Here is a 19,496-nt window from a genome sequence, read left to right as displayed (position 1 = left end):
AACTTTTGCTTGACGCGTGTCAAAAGTGGTCCTAGGTTGTGACTCACGGCACATTTGCGAATCCGATGCCTGGCATCGGCCGCAGTGATGGCCCAGCATCCCGGAGTCCGCTTACAAAGAGGTAGGAACTTGTCCCAGCACGCAGCGCCCGCAGGCCGCCCCCTCGGCGTCGGCATCCTCGGCGCCGGACCGGTCACCCAAGCCATCCACCTCCCGGCCCTGGCCCGCCTCCAGGACATCCTGGAAGTGCGGCACATCATGGATGTGGACTCTGCCGTCGCTTCCTCCGTGGCCGCCCGTGTCGGCGCCGTGGCCGGTACCAGCATGGAGGCCCTGCTGGCGGACCCCGGCGTAGACATCGTGGCGATCTGCAGCCCGCACCAGTTCCACGCAGACCAGGTCATCGCCGCCTGCAGGGCCGGCAAGAAGGCAGTCCTCTGCGAAAAGCCCTTCGCCATGAATGCTGAAGAAGCAGCCCGCATCTCGGCCGTCAGCACCGAAACCGGCGTTCCGATCGTCGTCGGCGCCATGCACACGTTCGATCCCGGCTGGCTGGCGGCTGAACAGAACTGGGGTGACCTCCCGGAGCAGGTCCACACCATCCGCTCTTCGATCGTGTTGCCGCCCAATGCGCGGTTCGAGGATTTCGCAACGGAAATCATTACCCGGCCCACCGCAGGCAACCCTGACTACTCGGACATCGAGGTCATCAAGGGCGCACTGCAGGGCGGAATCATGGGCCTGGCCATCCACGACCTGCCCCTGGTCCGCCGGTTCACGCCCGACTTCGCCGACGTAGAGGTCCTCCACGCGTTCCACGTCCGCCCGTTCGGCTACGCAGTCTCGCTCCGCACTCCCACCCGCGTTATCGAACTGCGGGCCGTCATGAACAGCACCTGGAAGCCGGAATGGACCTTCGAGGCCATCGGGGATGATGCCGCCCTGCACATCGACTTCACGCCGTCCTATATCCAGGCCGGCTCCGCCGTCGCCACCATCTCCCGTGGCAAAGGGACCGAAACCACCGGCTTTGGCCCGTACGGCCACAACGGCTACGAGGGCGAATGGCGTGAACTCGCCGGGCTCGCCACGGGAACCCGCCGGGCCCCCTCCGCCCAAACCCTGATCGACGACCTCACGTTCGCCCTGGCCATCGCCGAAGCAACGGTGGCAAGCGCCGCGGCAGCACACGCCGGCGCCGCAGAAAAAGCAGGAGTTTCGGCATGAGCGGCCAGTACACAGTTTCGGCGGGCACCGGGGCCCGGGAAGCCGGCGCTGTCACCCAAACCATGGCTTCACTGCCTGAAACCTTCGGTCCCGCCCAGGACAGCCGGCAGGGCACCGCGGATGTGCTGGTGATCGCGGGTGAGCCCGGTTGGACCGCCGAGGCCGCCAATGCCGTCGCGGCGGGCGCCCGCGGGATCGTGGTGGCCAACCCTGCTCCCGAAGACACCACGCAACTGGCCGCAGCGGCAGGCGCCGCAGGAACCGCCGTCGTCCTTGACCTCCGCTGGGCCTCCAATCCGGCCCTGGTGGGTGATCCCACGGAACCCGACGCCCGTGATGCGGTGCGCAGCGCCGCCGGTACCGCCTCACTGCTGGACAGTGTGGCGACGGCGGCTCCCGGCACGGATCCGCAGCGGCTCCTGGTCGACCATCTCGCCGCATTGCTGGCCGTTTGCGGGCCGCTCGGCGGCGTGCGGGTCCTGCGCAGCGGCGCCACCGGGTACGCGGTGCGCGGCAGGCTGGCCAATGGAGCCCCGTTCACCGCCCAGGGCGTGCTGACCTCGGCCCGAATGGCCGGCGTCGATATCCGCCTCTACACCGCCGACGGCGGAGTCAGCGTCCAGGTTCCCGATCCGGACGCCGCTTGGCCGGCGAAAGTCCGGGTCACGGGGACCCAAGGCGAACTTTTGCTTCCCACGCTTTACGAATCCGCCCACCGGTCAGCGTGGCGGCGCCTGAAGGACCATCTTCGCGCCGGCACCAGCCCGGACGATCTGGCCGGGTTCGCCCGGCTGACCGACCTCTACGCAACCCTCGCTGCCACGTAACCAGCCCACCGATACGCAACCGAACAGCACAACCGAACAATCCAGTCCCACCTCCACTCTCAACGATGAGCAGGACCGCACCAACGGCGCTCAGCGCAAGCGGTCCCGAAAGGACACATCATGAACGCAACTTCCGAACAGCGCCGCTCCTTCTCCCGGCGCGGTTTCCTGGGCCTGACGGCTGCCGCTGCCGCAACACCCCTCCTCGCGGCCTGCGGCGGCGGTTCGGCGTCACAGGGCGGCGGCGGAGGCGGAGCCGGCGGGACCGTGAAGTTCTGGGACATGCCGTGGGCAACACCGGCCTACAACGACGCCGCCAAGGGCATCGCGGAAGGTTTCAACGGTGCCAACGGCGCCAAGGCGAGCTACCAGATCATCCAGTGGAACAACTTCTACCAGACCTTCTCCTCGGCGATCGCCTCCAAGACCGGCCCGGCTGTGTCCACGGGCGGCGGCTTCCAGGCGTTCCAGTTCGAGCAGCAGGGCCAGATCGCCTACGCGGACAAGGTTATCGAGAAGCTGAAGGCCAACGGCCAGTTCGACGATTTCCTGCCCGGCGTGCTGGACCCGTTCAAGTCGGACAAGGGCTACGTCGCCGTCCCGTGGCAGCTGGACATGCGCGTTTTCTGGTACCGCAAGTCCCTGTTCGAGAAGGCCAACGTGGCACTTCCCACGGACTGGCCCTCCCTCCTTGAAGCGGGCAAGGCCCTGAAGAAGGTGGGCGCGTTCGGCTTCACCACCGGCGCCGGCGCCGGCAACAACTACGCCAACCACTCCATGATCATGATGATGGTCAACAACGGCGGCGGTGTCTGGAACAAGGACGGCGAGCTGGACCTGATGAACGACCGCAACGTCGAGGCCATGGAGTTCGTCCTGGAACTTGTGTCCAACGGCATCATTGATCCCGCCGCAGTCAGCTACACCACGGACAACATGTCGGCGCAGTGGAAGGATGGAAAGGCAGGCTACGGCCTGTTCCAGGTGAACGTGCCCCAACGTGTCGGCGACACCTCGGGCGACCTCCTGGTGGCTGACCCCATCACCGGACCGCACGGGGACAAGGCCACCATCGTTTTCCCGAACAACATCATGATGTACACCAACACCCCCTCCCAGGACGCCTCCGAGGAGTTCCTTGTGTACTACCTCGGCCAGCTCAAGCAGCTGTGGCAGAAGAAGCTGATGTCCGCCCTGCCGGTCTTCAAGTCGATCACCGAGCTTCCCGAGTTCGCCAACGACCCCAACAACGTCAAGATCGTCAAGGACTGGCAGCCCATCGCCAAGACCTTCGCTGCCCAGGGCAGCAAGCTGAACGCCAACCTTGCAGCACTCGACGGCGGGCAGGCACTGAACCAGTTCAGCCAGACCATCATCACCGGAAAGGCAGACGCCAAGACTGCCCTGCAGACCTTCCAGTCCGGCCTCGAATCGGTCCTGAAGAAGTAGGACGAACCGCCCATGTCCAGCACCACCACCCAGTCCGGCCTGTCCCGGGCCCGCCGCGGGATTGCCCCCGGCGGGTCCGGGGCCGTCCCCGGAAAACGCAAGAGCAAGCTTTCGGCGCAGGCCACCAGGACATTCTTCTGGCTCCTGCTCCCCTCTGTGGTCCTCCTTGTCCTGATCCACGGCTACCCGCTGATCTACGCCGCCGTCCAAGCGACGCACGACGGAAACCTGCTCCAGACCGGCAATTTCGTGGGCGGGCAGAACTTCGCCACCGTCCTGACCTCGCCGGCGTTCTGGAAGGCTGCCCAGTTCACGCTGTGGTTCACCATTGTGGGCGTTTTCGGCTCCTGGCTGGTGGGGCTGGGCCTGGCCCTGCTCCTGCGCACCAAGATCCCGGCGGGCGGCACGTTCAAAGTCCTGTTGCTCCTGCCCTGGGTAGTTCCCATCGTGGTCTCATCCACTGCCTGGAACTGGCTGGTGGCCACCCCGGACAGCCTGATCCCGTCGCTGTTCCGGAACCTGGGCATGGGCACCCCGCTCTTCCTGGCCGACCCCACCCTGGCCTCCATCACGGTGATGGTGTTCAAGGTCTGGGTCAGCTTTCCGTTCATGATGATGATGATCTCGGCTGCACTGGCGTCGGTGGACACCACTGTCTATGAAGCAGCGAGCATGGACGGCGCCAGCCGCTGGCAGCAGTTCACCCAGATCACCCTGCCGCTGATCGCCCGCTCCACGTACATCAGTTGGATCCTGATGACTATTTTCTGCGTCAACGACTTCCCCACCATCTACCTGCTCACCGGCGGCGGCCCGGTCAACGCCACCACGTCCCTGGTGGTCCTGGCCTACCGGACCGTGTTCCAGGACTTCGCCACCGGCCCCGGCGTCGCCATCGCCTTCCTCATGACCATGACCCTGGTGGTCATCTCGGTCATCCTGTACCGCCAGATCCGAAAGTCGAGCGTCGAATAATGAGCGCAGTCCTCCACGCCCATCCCGAATCCGGCCCGTCTCTTGGCATTGATGCCGGCAAGCGGCGCAGGGCCCTGTCGGAAGCCGGCCAGCGCGGCCGCTGGTGGCGGTTCGCGGCGATCCTGATCATCACCGGAATCGTCCTGGTGCCCATCATGGTCACGGTGCTCCTGGCCTTCACGCCGGGACCCAACAGCACTGCCACCGGCTTCACCTTCGAAAACCTCAGCAATGTCTTCTCCAAGACCCTGGCCGCTACCTGGCTCAAGAACAGCCTGGTCACCACCCTCTCCACCGTGGTGGTGTCCGTGGCCGTCGCCGCGCCCGCCGGCTACGTCCTCTCCCGCGGCCGCAGCAAGGCAGTCTCCGGCTACTCGCTGCTGCTGTTCGTGATGCAGTCGCTGCCCATCATCACCTCGGTGGTGCCGCTGTTCATCCTGTTCGCCGGCATGAGCCTGGTGGACAACCTCCTGGGCCTGACCATCATCTACGTCGGTTCCACCATGACCGTGGCCACTTGGATGATGGCGGCGTACTTCGATTCCATCCCCATCAGCCTGGAGGAAGCGTCCTGGATCGACGGATGCTCCGTCTTCGGGTCCTTCACCCGGGTGGTCCTGCGGAACTCACTGCCCGGCGTCCTGTCCACCGCGATCTTCGCTTTCCTCCTGGCCTGGAACGACTACCTGGTAGCCATCGTGTTCCTGCGCTCCAACGAAATCTTCACCCTCCCCATGGGTGTGCAGTCCTTCTTCCAGCAGAACGCAACGGACTGGACTTCGGTCATGGCCCTGGCAGTGGTCATGATGCTCCCGCCCGTGATCGTCTTCGCCACCTTGAACAAGTACTTCAGCGTCGGCGGCATCGGCGGCTCGCTCGCCGGACGCTGACACCCCAACTTCCCCTGAACAACCACTCCACAAAGGAAATTTATGTCCTACTCACTGCAGCTTTACACCCTCCGCAACGCCATTTCGGAGGACCTCCCGGGAACCATCAGGAAGGTGGCCGAAATCGGCTACACCCAGGTTGAGCCGTACAACTTCGTGGCCACCGCCAAGGAACTTGGCGCGGCCCTGAAGGAGAACGGACTCACCGCCCCGTCCGGCCACGCACCCCTCATGAGCCAGGACCAGGACGAGATTTTCGCGGCAGCCAAGGAGCTGGGCATCACCACCGTCATCGACCCCTTCCTGCCCGCCGAGCACTGGCAGAAGGCCGAAGACATCCAGGCCACGGCAGCGAAGCTCAACGCCGCCGCCAGGAAGGGCGCCGAATACGGCATCCGGGTGGGCTACCACAACCACGCCTGGGAGCTGGAGTCCACCATCGAGGCCCGCACCGCCCTGGAGTACTTCGAGTCCCTGCTGGATCCGGAACTGGTCCTGGAAGTGGACACCTACTGGGCAGCCGTCGGCGGCCAGGACCCGGTTGAACTCCTCCAGCGGCTCGGCGACCGGGTGAAGTTCATCCATATCAAGGACGGCCCGCTGAACAAGGACAACAAGGCCCAGCAGCCGGCAGGCCAGGGCAAGGTCCCCGTCATGGACGTCATCGCCGCCGCGAAGTCCCTCGAGGTGGGCGTCGTGGAGTTCGACGACTACGCCGGCGACATCTTCGAGGGCATCACCCAAAGCCTGTCCTTCCTGGACGCCGCAGGCGAAGGAGTCAAGGCATGACCACCACAGCATCCCGCAAGGGACCCGTAGGCGTCGGCGTCATCGGCGCCGGCGTGATCAGCAAGCAGTACCTGGACAACCTCACGGCGTTCCCGGACCTGAAAGTCCATGTCATCGCCGACCTCTTCGAGGAAGCAGCCGAGGCCCGCGCCAAGGAGTACGGCATCGCCGAGTGGGGCGGGGTAGACAAGGCCCTGAACCACCCCGACGTCGAAATCATCGTCAACCTCACCATTCCCGCCGCGCATGTGGAGGTGGCCACCGCCGCCGTCAACGCCGGAAAGCACGTCTGGACCGAAAAACCGTTCTCCCTGGACCGCGAATCCGGGCTGGGCCTGCTCAAGACCGCCGACGCCGCAGGTATCCGCCTGGGCTGTGCCCCGGACACCTTCCTGGGCGCGGGCCTGCAGACGGCACTGCGGCTGATCCGACGCGGTGACATCGGAACCCCGCTGACGGCCATGACCACGTTCCAGACCCCCGGCCCGGAGTCCTGGCACCCCAACCCGGCGTTCCTCTTCCAGCACGGTGCCGGTCCCCTGTTCGACATGGGCCCCTACTACCTCACCACCCTGGTCCAGGCCTTTGGCTCCATCCGCAAGGTGGCCGCCGTCGGGTCCAAGGCCAAGGACGTGCGCGTGATCGGCTCCGGGCCCAAGGCGGGCGAGGAGTTCACGGTCGAGGTGCCCACGCACGTTTCGGCGATGGCGCAGTTCGAGTCCGGTGCCTCCTCGCACAGTGTCTTCTCCTTCGAGTCTCCGCGCACCCGCATGGGCTTCGTGGAAATCACGGGCACCGAGGCCACCATTTCGCTGCCGGACCCCAACTACTTCACCGGTGACATCAAGCTCTGGCGCGCCGGTGACGAGGACTGGACCACCGTTCCTGCCACCGGGCCGGCCAACGGCCGTGGAATGGGCGTGCTGGACATGGCCCGTTCCCTCCGCGCCGGCGTCCCGCACCGCGCCACCGGTGAGTTGGGCTACCACGTCCTGGACACCATGGTCTCCATCTCGGAATCCATCGATTCCGGCACGTTCATCAACGTCGAAAGCTCGGCCCCGGCATCCCCCGCCCTCCCCGAGGACTGGGCACCGGAAACCGCAACGATCTAACCCGGCAAGACCAGTCCAGCAAGCAGGAAGCACCCAGGAACGCATCATGACCACACCCGCTCACCCGTCCGAATCCCCGGCCTCCCGGCCGGCTTCCCGCCCGTTGGGGGTGGCTGCCATCGGTTATGCCTTCATGGGCAAGGCCCACTCCAACGCGTGGCGGAATGTGGCCAGCTTCTTCGACGTCCCGGCCTTCGAGCAGAAAGTCCTCGTGGGCCGGGACGCCGACGCCGTGGCGGAGGCGGCGGCCAAGTATGGCTGGGCCGAGTCCGCAACGGACTGGCGGACGGTCATCACACGGGAGGACATCGACATCGTGGACATCTGCGCCCCGGGCTGGATGCACGCCGAGATTGCCATCGCCGCACTGGAGGCGGGCAAACACGTGCTGGTGGAAAAGCCGCTGGCCAACACCCTGGCCGAGGCCGAACTCATGACGGCCGCCGCTGCCAAGGCCCGTGCCAAGGGAGTGCAGTCGATGATCGGCTTCAACTACCGCCGCGTCCCGGCCCTGGCCTTGGCGAAGGAACTGATCGCTGAGGGCCGGCTCGGCACGGTCCGGCACGTCCGTGCCGCCTATTTGCAGGACTGGCTCAGCGACGCCCAGGCGCCCATGACATGGCGGCTGCGCAAGGAAACTGCCGGTTCCGGCGCCCTGGGCGACATCGCCTCCCACGCCATCGACCAGGTCCTCTTCCTCCTGGGCGACCAGGTCACGGAGGTCAGCGGCCGGCTCAATACCTTCGTCAACCAGCGTCCCGCCGGAAACGGCGCCGGCTCCGGGTCCAAAGAGGACGTAACGGTCGACGACGCCGCCTGGGCCACGCTGTCCCTCACCTCCGGGGCCATTGCCTCAGTGGAGGTCTCCCGGGTGGCCACCGGCAGGAAAAACAGTCTCCAGATCGAAATTTATGGCGACAAGGGCAGCCTGTTGTTCGACCTGGAGAACCTCAACGAACTCGGTTTCCTGGACGCCACCCTTCCGGTCCGCGAACAGGGTTTCCGCAGGATCCTGGTCAACGAACCCGAGCACCCCTACCTCGAGGCGTGGTGGCCGCAGGGCCACATCATCGGCTGGGAGCACACCTTCACCCACCAGATCCGCGACTTCCTCACCGCGATCAAGGACGGAACCCAGCCTTCGCCCTCGTTCGAAGAAGGCCTGAACGTCCAGTACGTCCTGGACGCGGTGGAGGAATCCGCAGCCAACAAAAGCACCCTCACCGTCGTCCGCCACTAGCGCCGCCCACCAGTTAAGGACCCCTCATGCCCCGCCCTTTCACCCTGTTCACCGGCCAGTGGGCCGACCTGCCCTTCGAAGAAGTCGCAAAGCTTGCTTCCGGCTGGGGCTACGACGGCCTGGAAATCGCCGTCTCCGGCGACCATCTGGACGCCTGGCGCTGGGACGAACCCGGCTACGTCGAGTCCAAACTCGAAATCCTGGACAAGTACAACCTCAAAGTCTGGGCCATCTCCAACCACCTCAAAGGCCAGGCCGTCTGCGATGACCCCATCGACTTCCGCCACCAGGCCATCGTCGGGTCCAAGGTCTGGGGCGACGGTGACCCCGAAGGCGTCCGCACCCGCGCGGCCGAGGAAATGAAACACACGGCCCGGCTCGCCAAGGCCCTCGGCGTGGACACCGTCGTCGGGTTCACCGGCTCCTCCATCTGGCAGTACGTGGCCATGTTCCCGCCGGTCCCGGAAAAAGTCATCGATGCCGGGTACCAGGACTTCGCCGACCGCTGGAACCCCATCCTGGACGTCTTCGACGAAAACGGCATCCGGTTCGCCCACGAAGTCCACCCGTCCGAGATCGCCTACGACTACTGGACCACCGTGCGCACCCTCGAAGCCATCGGCCACCGCGAAGCGTTTGGCCTGAACTGGGACCCGTCCCACATGATGTGGCAGGGCATCGACCCCGTCTCCTTCATCTGGGACTTCAAGGACCGGATCTACCACGTGGACTGCAAGGACACCAAGGTCCGCCAGACCGGCCGGAACACCGTCATGGGCTCCCACCTGCCCTGGGGCGACCCCCGCCGCGGCTGGGACTTCGTCTCCGCAGGACGCGGCGACGTCCCCTGGGAAGCCTCCTTCCGCGCCCTGACGGCCATCGGCTATGACGGCCCCATCAGCATCGAATGGGAAGACGCCGGCATGGACCGCCTCCACGGGGCCCCCGAAGCCCTCGCCGCCCTCAAGAAATACGACTTTCCCGCCTCCCAAACCAGCTTCGACGCCGCGTTCAGCAGCAAGGACTAGCGCGTGCGCGGGCTTCGGCCGGGCCAGCGCTGCGAAGTATGGGTTGCCTCGGGCTCAGGGGAAGCGGAACCGGCATACTCCACGGGGAATATGCTCCTTGAGGCACCTAACTGGACACTGGACGGCCGGGCTCTGATCCTCAACGGGGCTGGCAGGCTGTGGCGGTTCGATCTGAGGGAAAGCTCCCTCAGCGAGGTTCCGCTTACGGGTATTCCGGAACTCAACAACGACCACGTCCTGGACCCTGACGGTGGCCACATCTTCCTCTCGGGCGAGGACGGCCATATCTACCGGGCACCCCTAGCGGGCGGCCCAGCCACCAGGATCACGGACGATGACGGCTCCTGGCATTTCCTGCACGGCGTCAGCCCCGACGGCCGGCACTTGGCGTACGTGGACATCGCAGCAGGCGACTTCAGCAAACCCGGCCGGCTGCGGACCATCCCGGCAGCAGGCGGAGCTCCCCACGATGTGGAGGTCGGCCCAGGACACTGCGACGGGCCCGAGTACGCGCCCGACGGGAACTGGCTGTACCTCAACACCGAGTCCTTCAGCACCATTTCCGGGCATGCCCAGCTTGCCCGGGTCCGTCCGGACGGCAGCGGGTTCGAGCGGCTGCTGAAAAGCAGCACCGTCGATTGGTTCCCGCACCTGTCCCCTGACGGCAGGCTGGCCAGCTACGTCCGCTTCCCCGCCGGAACCCAAGGCCACCCCGCTGACCTGCCGGTCGACGTCGTCCTTGTGTCCACCACCGACTGGACCGCGCCGCTGCACACGTGGCCGCTATTCGGTGGCCAGGGCACCCTCAACGTCAACAGCTGGTCGCCGGACTCCCAGCGCTTCGCCTACGTGGCATACCCGCTCGACTAGGGCGTGCGCGCCGACTCCTGGCCAAGGACGACGTCGTACGCCTCCACGGCGCGGTCCGTTACGGTGGTGGGTGATTCCAGGTGGACCGCGCCAGAGGGCAGGATGCCTGCGCCGCCGTATCGTTCCATGACCTGCCACTGGGCCACCACGTCCTCCCCCGCGTGCCCGTCGGGAAGGCTGGTCCAGAACCGGAACCCGCCGGCGTCGTTCAGTGCTTCCCTTCGGTACAGCACGCACCCGCCCAGCCATGCGACGTGGTACGGCACCCACTGGCCCGGCTGCAGCGACAGTTCGGCGCTGAGGTGGCTGAGGTTGGCGGCGCTGTGCAGCGGCCACTGTTCGAATTCCGGGGTTCCCGGCCGGACGCGCTCCGGCGTCACGGGGCCGTCCCAGGCCTTGAAGTTTGCCGTCTGGTGTGGCCGGCGGTCGTCCAGGAAGGACAGGCCCTGGGGCGCCATTCCGACAAAACCGCACTGCAGTTCGTCAAGCGCCCGGCTCAGCCGTGCCAGGGCGCCCGGTTCCAGCCAGACGTCGTCGTCAAGGAAGAGGCACTGGTCCGCGGTGGACTGGTCCAGCAGGAACTGCCGGTGCTCTGCCAGTCCCCGGCGCGGGAGGTGGCGCAGCAGCATGACGGGCCGGCCCTGCGCCTCAAGCACCCGCACCATCGCGGCGGCGGCCGGGTGTTCCCAGGCAGGTTGCCCCGCTGACTGGTCGCTGACCACGACGGCGAACGCGGGTTCCTGCTGCGCGGCCAGTCCGGCGAGGGTGACGGCGAGTTCGGCCGGCCGGTTGCAGGTGGGCACCAGCACATCCACCACTGCCTCGTCCGGCCGGTCCTGCTGCTGCGCCCACCGCTCCGAAAACCTCATGCCCACGGTCCACCTTCCTGGCGTCGAAGTTGGCGCCGGCAGGGCAGCCCAACGTGCTGCTGCCTGTTGCCAGCGAGTTGGTTTCGTGTAGTCCGTACCCAGCCGTGCGGCATGTATTCGCGTAGCCGTACCGCGCCACAGCTCCTTGGGTCCGGACCCGGCCCTCCCGGAACGGCAAAAACCCCCGCCTCCGCTGCCGGGCGGCAGGGAAGCGGGGGCATTAGTGGATCAGGATGGCTTATCCGGCGTCGAAGCTCTCGTCGTCGTCATTGGGCGATTCCTCCTGCGGAAGGTCGTTGCCGCTTCCGTCGGGGATGCCGGCTGCTTCCTGGCCGGACTCGGATGAGACCGGCGCCGACCCCTGGGAATCGTCATTCGCCTCATCGATGTCCGCGGCGCTGGAGGGAAGGTCCATGTCGTGCGGGACGGGGTTCTGGCCTGTGCCCGACTGCGGCTCGTTGGTGTCCGCGCCGCCCGAAGAAGTGCCACCGCCGCCGGACTGCTGCCCGCCCTGCGTGCCGGCCGCCTCCTGCTCGGCGGTGGGGGTGCCGTAGCCGCCGGGAGCGGTCTCGGGTTCAGCCTGCTGGTTTTCCTGCGTCATGGTTCCTCCTGTTGTGCTTTGCCGATGGTGCTGGCCTGGTGAACTTTTGGGGGCTACAGCCCCTTGCCGCCGGTGACCGGCAGGACTGCCCCGGAAATGTAGGAGCCGTCCTCGGAGGCAAGCAGCACGTAGGCCGCTGCGAGCTCCGCGGGCTGCCCCGCGCGTTCCAGGGGTGTGTCCTGCCCGAAGGACGGGAGCTTGTCCGGCCACTCGGTGGCGGGGATCAGCGGCGTCCAGATGGGACCAGGGGCCACCGCGTTGACGCGGATCCCCTTGGGTCCCAGTTCCTGGGCCAGGGCCTTGGTGAAGGCCACCTGCGCCGCCTTGGTCATCGCGTAGTCGATGAGCCCGGGCGAGGGGTTGAAGGCCTGGATGGAGGCCGTGGTGATGATCGAGGCCCCCGCCTTCAGGTGTGGGACCGCAGCCCGCGCCGACCACAGCAGCGAGTAGAGGTTGGTCCGGAAGACCCGGTCAAACTCCTCGGTGGGAAGCGTCTCCAGGCTCTCGCGGTTCTTCTGGTATGCCGCGTTCAGCACCAGGACATCGAGCCGGCCGAATCCAGATACGGTCTGCTCAACGATGCGGGTGCTGAATTCCTCTTCGCGTCCGTCGCCGGGAAGGAGGAGTGCGCGGCGGCCGGCTTTCCGGATCCACTCCGCGGTGTCCTGCGCGTCGTCTTCCTCCTCTGGAAGGTAGGAAATGGCGACGTCGGCCCCTTCGCGGGCGAAGGCGATGGCCGCGGCCTTGCCGATGCCGGAGTCCCCGCCGGTGATGAGCGCAGCTTTCCCTTCCAGCTTGCCGTTCCCCTTGTAGCTGTGCTCCCCGTGATCCGGTTTGGGGTCCATGGGCGCAGTGAGTCCGGGCTGTTTCTGTTCCTGCTCGGGGAACGGACCCGAGTGGTAGCCGCCGCGCGGATCTTTTGGCTGGTCTGTCTGCTTGTCCGTGTCGCTCATAGTCCGCCTGCCTGTCTCGGTTGACCTGTTCGGTCGGGAAGAGCACCGCCGCGCTCCGGCCCTTCGAAGCTATCGGGAGTGGCGGAACAAGTCCACCACTCCAAGGTAATAATCAGTAAACTTATCAAATGTCGTCGCAGGCGCAACGGCCGGCCTTGTTTCTGGGTATGGGAGGAGTAGAAAGAAGGCCGGCCGTGGCCGGAGTGGAAGGAGAGCCGCATGTCTGAAGTTGAGGACTATACGGGCCGGACCGGGCGGAATGAGACCCGTGAAGAGCAAATGGACCGTAACTGGGCGGAACTCCTGCAGGAGTTGCGCGTGCTGCAGACCGGGGTGCAGATACTGGCCGGCTTCCTGCTGACGCTGCCGTTCCAGCAGCGCTTCGAGAAGCTGGACGACTGGGAGGTTGGCCTCTACCTCACCAACGTGGTGAGCGCCGGCACTGCCGCCCTGGTGTTCGATGTCGCGGCCGGCCGGTCCGCGGGGGTCGCCGCAGGCGGGGCGCTGCTGGGCGTCATGGTGGTCATGCTGGTGTTCGTCCCGCTTCGGCTGAACAAGCTGGCCAGCGGCAGGACGCTTCCCCCGGCCGCCGCGAAGGAGGATTAAGACATGCGTAAATGGGCGAAAGAGCACGGACTGCTGGTTGCGAACCTGGCCTGCTTCCTGGTGTTCTTCGTGGGCATGGTCCTCTCCGGCGCCGCGTCCTACAGCGAGGACCAGCAGGCCCACGGCGAACCCGCGGTGTCCGTGCTCCAGTTCCTGGGCACCGGCGCTTTCGTCGAGGCTACGTTTGAGAACTGGGAATCCGAGTTCCTGCAGATGGCCATGTACGTGGTCCTCACGGTTTTCCTGTTCCAAAAAGGATCAAGTGAGTCCAAGCCGATAGGAAAGAAAGCACCGCAGGACGAGGACCCGCAGCAGGCGGCGATCAGCAGGGCCACGCCGTGGCCCGTGCGGCGGGGCGGTGCAGTGCTCAAGCTGTACGAGAACTCCCTGTCGATCCTGCTCTTCGCCCTTTTCCTTGGATCCTTCGTCCTGCACGCCGCCGGAGGCGTGGACGAGTACAACCAGGACCAGCAGAGCCACGGCCAGCCCGCCATAACCTTCCTGCAGTACTTGGGCAGCAGCCGCTTCTGGTTCGAGTCCTTCCAGAACTGGCAAAGCGAATTCCTGGCCGTGGGCGTCCTGGTGGGCGCCTCGGTCTACCTGCGGCAAAAGGGGTCCCCGGAATCAAAGCCCGTCGCCGAACCCCACTACGAAACCGGCGCCTGAAGACCCCAACAAATCCAGCACCAATCCAACCAGCCCCACCCAAAAGGAGAGACTGTATGCGAACCTTCGTGCGAACCACCCTTCTGGCCCTGCTGCTCCTGGCCGCCCCGGCCCTGCCGGCCGGAGCGGCAACTGCGGCGGCACCGGCATCCGCCGCCAGCCAGGCAGTCCCGGAACAGGTGGCCTCGGGATCAACAGGCGCTGCGTGGGCGGCAGGCACTTCTCCCACGCCTTCTCCCGGGGATACCGCGTCCACCGGCCCGGCCAACCCCGGCACCGGGGAGTCGGCCCAGAATGAGAACACGCGCCTTAACTACACCCCGTGGGTGATTGCGGGCGTGGCCGTCCTGGTGGCGATCGCCATCCTGATCTTCCGGCGGCGCCGGAACACCACGATCGTCGGCTAGGCGCCCTCGAGTACCTGGCTTGTAACCCAGGCCAGGTACTTGCCGGCGTTCGCCACGGCGTCTTCCGGGCTGGATGCCACGTCCAGCAGCTGGGCAGCCGCCTCCACGCCGTGACCGGCGAGCTCCTCAACGGTCACCAGGATCCTGCCCGCCACCACGATCACAGGGATTCCGCGGTCCCGGGCCGCATCGGCGAGCGCGATCGGGGCCTTGCCGGTGAGGGACTGCGAGTCCAAGGATCCTTCCCCGGTGATCACCAGGTCCGCCTGGCCCAGTTGGTCCGCCAGTCCGGTGAGGTCGGCCACCAGCGCGAAGCCGCCTTCCAGGGTGGCGCCGGTGAAGGCAAGGAACGACGCCGGGAAGCCGCCGGCGGCGCCCGCGCCGGGTACGTTCACGTCCCGGCCCGTCGCCTCCCGCAGCACTGACGCCCAGTTGCGGAGCCCGGCGTCGAGCATTTCCACGGCGTCCTGGTCCGCACCCTTCTGCGGCCCAAAGACGTGCGCGGCGCCGGTGGGACCGTACAGCGGGTTGCGGACGTCGACGGCGATGCGGAAGGTGGTGGCGGACAGCCGCGGGTCCAGCCCGCTCGTGTCCAGGGCAACCACATCGGCCAGCGAACCGCCGCCCAGGGGCACCACGTTGCCGGCGGAATCCAGGGGTTTCAGGCCCAGGGCGCGCAGGGCGCCGCTGCCGCCGTCGGTCATGGCCGAACCGCCCAGGCCCAGGACGATCTCCGTGGCTCCGGCATCCAGCGCCGCCGCGATCAGCTGGCCGCAGCCGTAGCTGTGGGCGCGCAATGAGTTGGCCGGTGTCGGTTCCATGTCGGCCAGGCCCGACGCCTGGGCCGTCTCGATCACGGCGGTCACCTTGCCGTCACCCTTGTGGATAGCCCAGGCGGCACCGAGCGGGGCCAGGATGGGGCCAACCACCGCGTTCAGCCGCTCCTCATAGCCCGCCGCCACGGCCGCTTCCAGGGTGCCTTCCCCGCCATCAGCGATGGGAAACTGGGTAGCCACGGCGTCCGGGTACACCCGCAGGGCCCCTTCGGCGATGGCCGCCGCTGCCTCGGCTGCCGTCAGGGACCCCTTGAACTTGTCGGGAGCGATAAGAATGCGCATGCGGTCCATCATGCCAGCACGGTACGGGAAAGCGTTTGCCAAATCCGGGATGTGGACTTTCCCGCAGGGGTCGCTTAGGCTTCGCGCCAGTCGTGGCTGACGTCCAGCAGCGCCTGTCCCCGTACCCACCGGTGCTGCTGCCCTTTGAAGGTCTCCCCGTCCGACTGGAAGCCTAGCTTTAGGAGAAGGTCGGTGAACTTGTAGAGCATTTTCGAGTCGGCCCGGATGTCCAGGGCAACATCGGCGTCCTTGGTGGCTCGGACGATGGGGGCGCCTCGTTCAACGGCGTGCAGGTAGACAGATTGGCCGCCGATCATCACCCAGCCTATGGGCATGGCCTCGTGGATCTCGAAGACGGCCTGCCACGCCTCTTCCTGTTCGGCAAGCATCGCGGGTAGCTCAACCGGCATGCAGGACACTCCTCACGATGAGGTCGCGTGCCGCCTGCCGTTCACGGACTCCAGCGCGCTCGGCAAGGTCCGCAGCAACGAACAGGGCAGGAAGACTCTGAGGGAGACCCTCGGCGACGTGGAGCAACACATTGGGCCGCTGGCCTGGTCGGGCTTTGACGAGAAACCACTCACGAACCAGGGAGTCCAGGTCCTGACGGTTCACGTAGCCTTCGATCTCTGAGTTGGCCAGCAGCCCGGAGTCAGGATGGGAAACCCCTGACAGGCGAATCCGCGGATCGTCACGGAGGTCGGCAAGGTCTGCCGAGCTCACCGAGTACTCCACCTTGTCGGCACGGCGGGCAAGCAGCGAGCAGAGTTTCGCGGCCGGGTCGGAAGCCTGCCGGAGGGATGCGAGGTGTTCGCGGAGGCGGGACCGCTCCATCGGGTGCGCGTCCGGGATCTGATCGCCCGAGGAGTAGAGCGCCAGGCGCCATGCGTTCACCGCGGACAGCGGGCGGCCCATACGGGGCTGGTACTTCGCGGCTTCAGCTTCCTCGATCACCCATTGGTTGCCGACACGTTCTCCTTTAATGACGCCGTGCGCGACCAGATTGCGTGCACGGTTCGGGGAGACACCCAACCGTTCGGAGAGCTGCGAAATACTCAGTGCCATCACACTATTGTAGTGACTCCGCAACGGAAGTGTGAAGGCCCGTTCCCACCTCCTTCTTCCCACTGTTATTTGTCGTCGTCGTCACCGTGCTGGTGGTGATCATGATGACGGTGACGCTGCGGGTACAGCGCGTTCACAGCAGCTCCCGGCTGCCTAAGACAGAAGCCGCCGCTACCTCGGCTCGTGCCATCCTTGACGGTATGGCGAGAACCTGGTTATCGGTGACAGTGGAACTGCTCGGTGGCCGCGGTGAGGAGCTGTGGCCCTGGCCGGGGCGCATCTTCGTGGTCGGGCCCTCGCACACCTTCATGGATCTCGCCAACGCCATCAACGATGCCTTCGCCCGATGGGACCGCTCGCACCTGTCAGTGTTCACTCTGGATGACGGCGGGGTAATCACCGACCAAGAGACGGGAGCCGAGATGGGCGCATCCATCGGTGGGCCGATCATCACAGCTCTCGACATCGCAGTTACCAAGGTCGCCCGGACCTTGGGGCCGGGGTCCGAGTTCCAGTTCATGTTTGACCTCGGTGACGCGTGGACGCACCGGTGCGTGATCGGGGAGGAAAAGGTCGACCCGCTGGAGGTATTGGGGATCCGCCCTGATTCCCCTCTGGCCTACTGGGGCTGGGGCAGCATTCCGGACCAATACGGCCGCCGGTGGGCCGCCGATGACGGGGAAAGCCGAATCCCGGCGAAACCAAGCCAATCCCATCCGATGCTGCTGCACGCGTGGCCCGAACAGGTCCAGGTGCCCAGACTTGACCTGCCCGAGCTGCGTAAGGCCATCGCGGCAGCAGACGCGCTCCGCTTCCTTGCGGCCCTGACAGGACGCGACATCGATGACACCCTGCAGCATGTCGGGGTCGGCATACCGATGGCCCTCGAGCACAGACGCCAGGAAGCCGAGCCCGTGGCATTGTCGGTCATCAATCGTCTGACCCGGCGCGGCTGCGCCGGTGACCAAGTGCTGGCCGAGGACCTGCTGGCATCGCTGCGCCGCGTGCCGCTGCCAGGCCAGGTTGTTCCCGTGGACCTCGACATGCTCAGCATCATCCTGGAGGGGGGCCCCGATCTGTCCACCGGCGGCTACCTCGACCTTCACACCGGGCAGGTGTACGACGAGGCCGCCACTGACCCGATGATCGTCGGGCAGGACACCTCGATCGACGTAGAGGATGAGCCGGACCGATGGCTTCGGCTGAGCCGCACAAGTTCTGGGAACGGCTGGCAGGACATGGCAGCTTTCGCCGGGCGGCAGCACGACAAAGCCTTCCGAGAGCGGCTGGAGCGGGCGATCGAGGGCAAAGGCGCCTTCTTCCGGTTCCGGGAAATCGTCCACTACGAGAACCTCAGCGAACACTGGTACGCCTTCTCCACCGACCGGCAGATGGGCCGTGCCCGCGAATTCCTCGCTGACAACGGCATCCGCGTGGGCTGAGAACCCGTCCTCGGCCGGCTGTTCCCCGCCGCACGCTACCGGCCTGACGGCCACCCCGGGAATTCAGAAGGGCTTCACTGTCTCTAGGGCCGGTGTCGGGTACGGTGAACCGAGACAACGGACAACAACATTCAGAGCACCCCTTTTGTGGGAGCGGGCGAGGAATCTCATGGCCGGTATCGAGCACACCCGCGGCAAAGAAGTGGACGGTGGCGTGCAGCCAGAGGAGCACGAAAAGATCGGCGACGCCCTTGAGTGGATGCGGCTGACCTATGCGCTGGACTACCCGGCCAAGTCGGACTCCTGGGAGCGGCCCGAGGACTACCCGCAGTCCTGGAGCATTCGCGCCTACATTGAGGCGGACATCCTCGAACCCGACGACTACGACAACTTCGAGGCCGACGCACAAGGCCAGGTCACTATCGCCGAAGCCCACGTCTACCTAATCCCCGACGTCGGCGGCGTCAATCTCTTCGACACCCTGGACGCGCACAGCGCCCAACTCGCCCGATACGCCGAAGCATTCATAGCTGCAGGCTCCGAACCCGGTCAGCTCAGCATTGAGGGCGAACCGATCCTTGAAGGCGACCTAATGATTGTGACTTGGGTGAGCGTCCAGCCGCGGTTCCGCGGGCACCACGCAGGGCACCAAGTACTCAAAGCCATATTCGACACCATAGGCCGCGACACAGTCGTCACCGTCCTGCACGCGGCACCTGGGCTCAGAGACGACATGGACGAAGGATCCGCAAAACACCGGATGGAATGCCGCGGCCTCGCCAAGTACTGGGGCCAATTCGGATTCCGTCCCCTGGACGACAACATCATGGTCCTGACCTACGAGGACATGCTCGCCATGATCGAGGACGATGAGCAGGACGAGGACGACCTCAATCCCGACGACCTGCGGAATGTCCCACTGATGCAGCTCTCCCAAAAACAGCGCGACGCAGTGTTCCGCGAACTCCGCATCAAGCTCGACGAATAATTCACCGGCTCAGGGGCGCCGGCACTCATGGCGACTCCAAGCGGTCCACGGTTGAGGTCAGTCCGGGTTATGCACGGCCAGAACATGGAGCCATCGGGAAAGCTCCCTCGGCCGCAGTAGCGGTGGATAACCCACCAGGATTGTCCCCGGCTGCGGGCAGCGGACTTGATTTGTCCAGTCAGTGTCTGGACAAATGCGCAACTGGCTGTTGCACAATTGCCAAGCACCCGCCGACACCAGCTCATCACTGGGGGTCTTCTGTCAGGTTTGAATCTAAGACTGTTCGCCGGGGATGTGCAGGAACTGTCTTCCGGACCCTATTCTGACGCTCCTCTCCTTGCTGCCTGACGTCAGGTTGGGGTGTGCTTCAA

21 protein-coding genes are annotated in these 19,496 nt (G+C 65.9%); 15 read left to right on the top strand and 6 right to left on the bottom strand.

Annotation, left to right across the window (positions count from 1 at the left end):
- Window positions 1–129 precede the first annotated feature (129 nt).
- The 10 genes from ACETK3_RS13725 (at window position 130) to ACETK3_RS13680 (ending at window position 10,410) form a co-directional block, all read left to right on the top strand.
- Window positions 130–1,227 (top strand): Gfo/Idh/MocA family protein, encoded by a 1,098-nt coding sequence (locus ACETK3_RS13725; protein WP_237429554.1) that lies wholly within the window; start codon window positions 130–132, stop codon window positions 1,225–1,227.
- Window positions 1,224–2,054, top strand: a complete 831-nt coding sequence (locus tag ACETK3_RS13720) for a hypothetical protein (protein ID WP_373993059.1) — start codon at window positions 1,224–1,226, stop codon at window positions 2,052–2,054. The genes ACETK3_RS13725 and ACETK3_RS13720 overlap by 4 nt, the downstream gene beginning before the upstream one ends.
- Before the next feature lie 120 nt (window positions 2,055–2,174).
- A complete protein-coding gene (locus tag ACETK3_RS13715; protein WP_373993058.1) occupies window positions 2,175–3,503 on the top strand; it encodes an ABC transporter substrate-binding protein in 1,329 nt (442 codons plus the stop codon).
- Between the two features lie 12 nt (window positions 3,504–3,515).
- On the top strand, window positions 3,516–4,478 hold the full coding sequence (locus ACETK3_RS13710) for a carbohydrate ABC transporter permease (RefSeq protein ID WP_236800529.1): 963 nt from the start codon (window positions 3,516–3,518) through the stop codon (window positions 4,476–4,478).
- Window positions 4,478–5,368: a carbohydrate ABC transporter permease gene (locus ACETK3_RS13705; RefSeq protein WP_373993057.1), complete on the top strand. Its 891-nt coding sequence runs from the start codon at window positions 4,478–4,480 to the stop codon at window positions 5,366–5,368. Before ACETK3_RS13710 ends, ACETK3_RS13705 begins: the two co-directional genes overlap by 1 nt.
- 42 nt (window positions 5,369–5,410) lie before the next feature.
- Window positions 5,411–6,157, top strand: a complete 747-nt coding sequence (locus tag ACETK3_RS13700) for a sugar phosphate isomerase/epimerase family protein (RefSeq protein ID WP_373993056.1) — start codon at window positions 5,411–5,413, stop codon at window positions 6,155–6,157.
- Window positions 6,154–7,272: a Gfo/Idh/MocA family protein gene (locus ACETK3_RS13695; RefSeq protein WP_373993055.1), complete on the top strand. Its 1,119-nt coding sequence runs from the start codon at window positions 6,154–6,156 to the stop codon at window positions 7,270–7,272. The genes ACETK3_RS13700 and ACETK3_RS13695 overlap by 4 nt, the downstream gene beginning before the upstream one ends.
- 46 nt (window positions 7,273–7,318) lie before the next feature.
- Window positions 7,319–8,512 (top strand): Gfo/Idh/MocA family protein, encoded by a 1,194-nt coding sequence (locus tag ACETK3_RS13690; protein WP_373993054.1) that lies wholly within the window; start codon window positions 7,319–7,321, stop codon window positions 8,510–8,512.
- A gap of 26 nt (window positions 8,513–8,538) precedes the next feature.
- Window positions 8,539–9,540: a sugar phosphate isomerase/epimerase family protein gene (locus ACETK3_RS13685; RefSeq protein ID WP_373993053.1), complete on the top strand. Its 1,002-nt coding sequence runs from the start codon at window positions 8,539–8,541 to the stop codon at window positions 9,538–9,540.
- 3 nt (window positions 9,541–9,543) lie between these two features.
- On the top strand, window positions 9,544–10,410 hold the full coding sequence (locus ACETK3_RS13680) for a TolB family protein (protein WP_373993052.1): 867 nt from the start codon (window positions 9,544–9,546) through the stop codon (window positions 10,408–10,410).
- Here the strand turns inward: ACETK3_RS13680 and ACETK3_RS13675 are convergent.
- From ACETK3_RS13675 to ACETK3_RS13665, 3 genes are all read right to left on the bottom strand, one after another.
- A complete protein-coding gene (locus tag ACETK3_RS13675; RefSeq protein ID WP_237429551.1) occupies window positions 10,407–11,279 on the bottom strand; it encodes a glycosyltransferase family 2 protein in 873 nt (290 codons plus the stop codon). The genes ACETK3_RS13680 and ACETK3_RS13675 overlap by 4 nt on opposite strands.
- A 238-nt stretch (window positions 11,280–11,517) precedes the next feature.
- Entirely contained in the window at window positions 11,518–11,880 is a 363-nt protein-coding gene (locus ACETK3_RS13670; RefSeq protein ID WP_373993051.1) for a hypothetical protein, read from the bottom strand.
- A gap of 53 nt (window positions 11,881–11,933) precedes the next feature.
- Window positions 11,934–12,833, bottom strand: coding sequence for an SDR family oxidoreductase (locus tag ACETK3_RS13665; RefSeq protein WP_373993050.1), 900 nt, complete (start codon window positions 12,831–12,833; stop codon window positions 11,934–11,936).
- A 219-nt stretch (window positions 12,834–13,052) separates the two neighbouring features.
- Between ACETK3_RS13665 and ACETK3_RS13660 the strand changes: the two genes are divergently transcribed.
- From ACETK3_RS13660 to ACETK3_RS13650, 3 genes are read left to right on the top strand one after another with little or no spacing between them, the layout of a single operon-like run.
- Window positions 13,053–13,439 carry a DUF6328 family protein gene (locus tag ACETK3_RS13660; RefSeq protein ID WP_237429549.1) on the top strand — a complete coding sequence of 129 codons (387 nt, stop codon included), beginning with the start codon at window positions 13,053–13,055 and terminating at the stop codon, window positions 13,437–13,439.
- Between the two features lie 3 nt (window positions 13,440–13,442).
- Window positions 13,443–14,105, top strand: coding sequence for a DUF6766 family protein (locus ACETK3_RS13655; protein ID WP_236820983.1), 663 nt, complete (start codon window positions 13,443–13,445; stop codon window positions 14,103–14,105).
- Window positions 14,106–14,161: 56 nt separating this feature from the next.
- Window positions 14,162–14,512 carry an LPXTG cell wall anchor domain-containing protein gene (locus tag ACETK3_RS13650; protein WP_236800517.1) on the top strand — a complete coding sequence of 117 codons (351 nt, stop codon included), beginning with the start codon at window positions 14,162–14,164 and terminating at the stop codon, window positions 14,510–14,512.
- Here ACETK3_RS13650 and ACETK3_RS13645 read toward each other — a convergent pair.
- The 3 genes from ACETK3_RS13645 to ACETK3_RS13635 all read right to left on the bottom strand — a co-directional run bounded on the left by ACETK3_RS13645 (window position 14,509) and on the right by ACETK3_RS13635 (window position 16,695).
- Window positions 14,509–15,630: a glycerate kinase gene (locus ACETK3_RS13645; RefSeq protein ID WP_237429548.1), complete on the bottom strand. Its 1,122-nt coding sequence runs from the start codon at window positions 15,628–15,630 to the stop codon at window positions 14,509–14,511. The two genes, ACETK3_RS13650 and ACETK3_RS13645, sit on opposite strands and share 4 nt — an antisense overlap.
- A gap of 74 nt (window positions 15,631–15,704) precedes the next feature.
- Entirely contained in the window at window positions 15,705–16,040 is a 336-nt protein-coding gene (locus tag ACETK3_RS13640; RefSeq protein WP_373993049.1) for a hypothetical protein, read from the bottom strand.
- Complete coding sequence (locus ACETK3_RS13635) at window positions 16,030–16,695, bottom strand: helix-turn-helix domain-containing protein (RefSeq protein WP_237429546.1); 666 nt, start codon at window positions 16,693–16,695, stop codon at window positions 16,030–16,032. The genes ACETK3_RS13640 and ACETK3_RS13635 overlap by 11 nt, the downstream gene beginning before the upstream one ends.
- A 200-nt stretch (window positions 16,696–16,895) precedes the next feature.
- Between ACETK3_RS13635 and ACETK3_RS13630 the strand changes: the two genes are divergently transcribed.
- Together ACETK3_RS13630 and ACETK3_RS13625 are read left to right on the top strand one after the other, a co-directional pair.
- The gene (locus ACETK3_RS13630) at window positions 16,896–18,137 is read left to right on the top strand and encodes a UPF0158 family protein (RefSeq protein WP_237429545.1); all 1,242 of its coding nucleotides are present in this window, start codon (window positions 16,896–16,898) and stop codon (window positions 18,135–18,137) included.
- A gap of 169 nt (window positions 18,138–18,306) precedes the next feature.
- Window positions 18,307–19,125: a hypothetical protein gene (locus ACETK3_RS13625; protein ID WP_237429544.1), complete on the top strand. Its 819-nt coding sequence runs from the start codon at window positions 18,307–18,309 to the stop codon at window positions 19,123–19,125.
- Window positions 19,126–19,496 lie beyond the last annotated feature (371 nt).

The organism is Arthrobacter sp. E44 (genome assembly GCF_041877125.1).
Lineage (GTDB): Bacteria > Actinomycetota > Actinomycetes > Actinomycetales > Micrococcaceae > Arthrobacter.
Note: the sequence above shows the minus strand (reverse complement) of the source record. Positions and strands in the feature narration are given on the sequence as shown.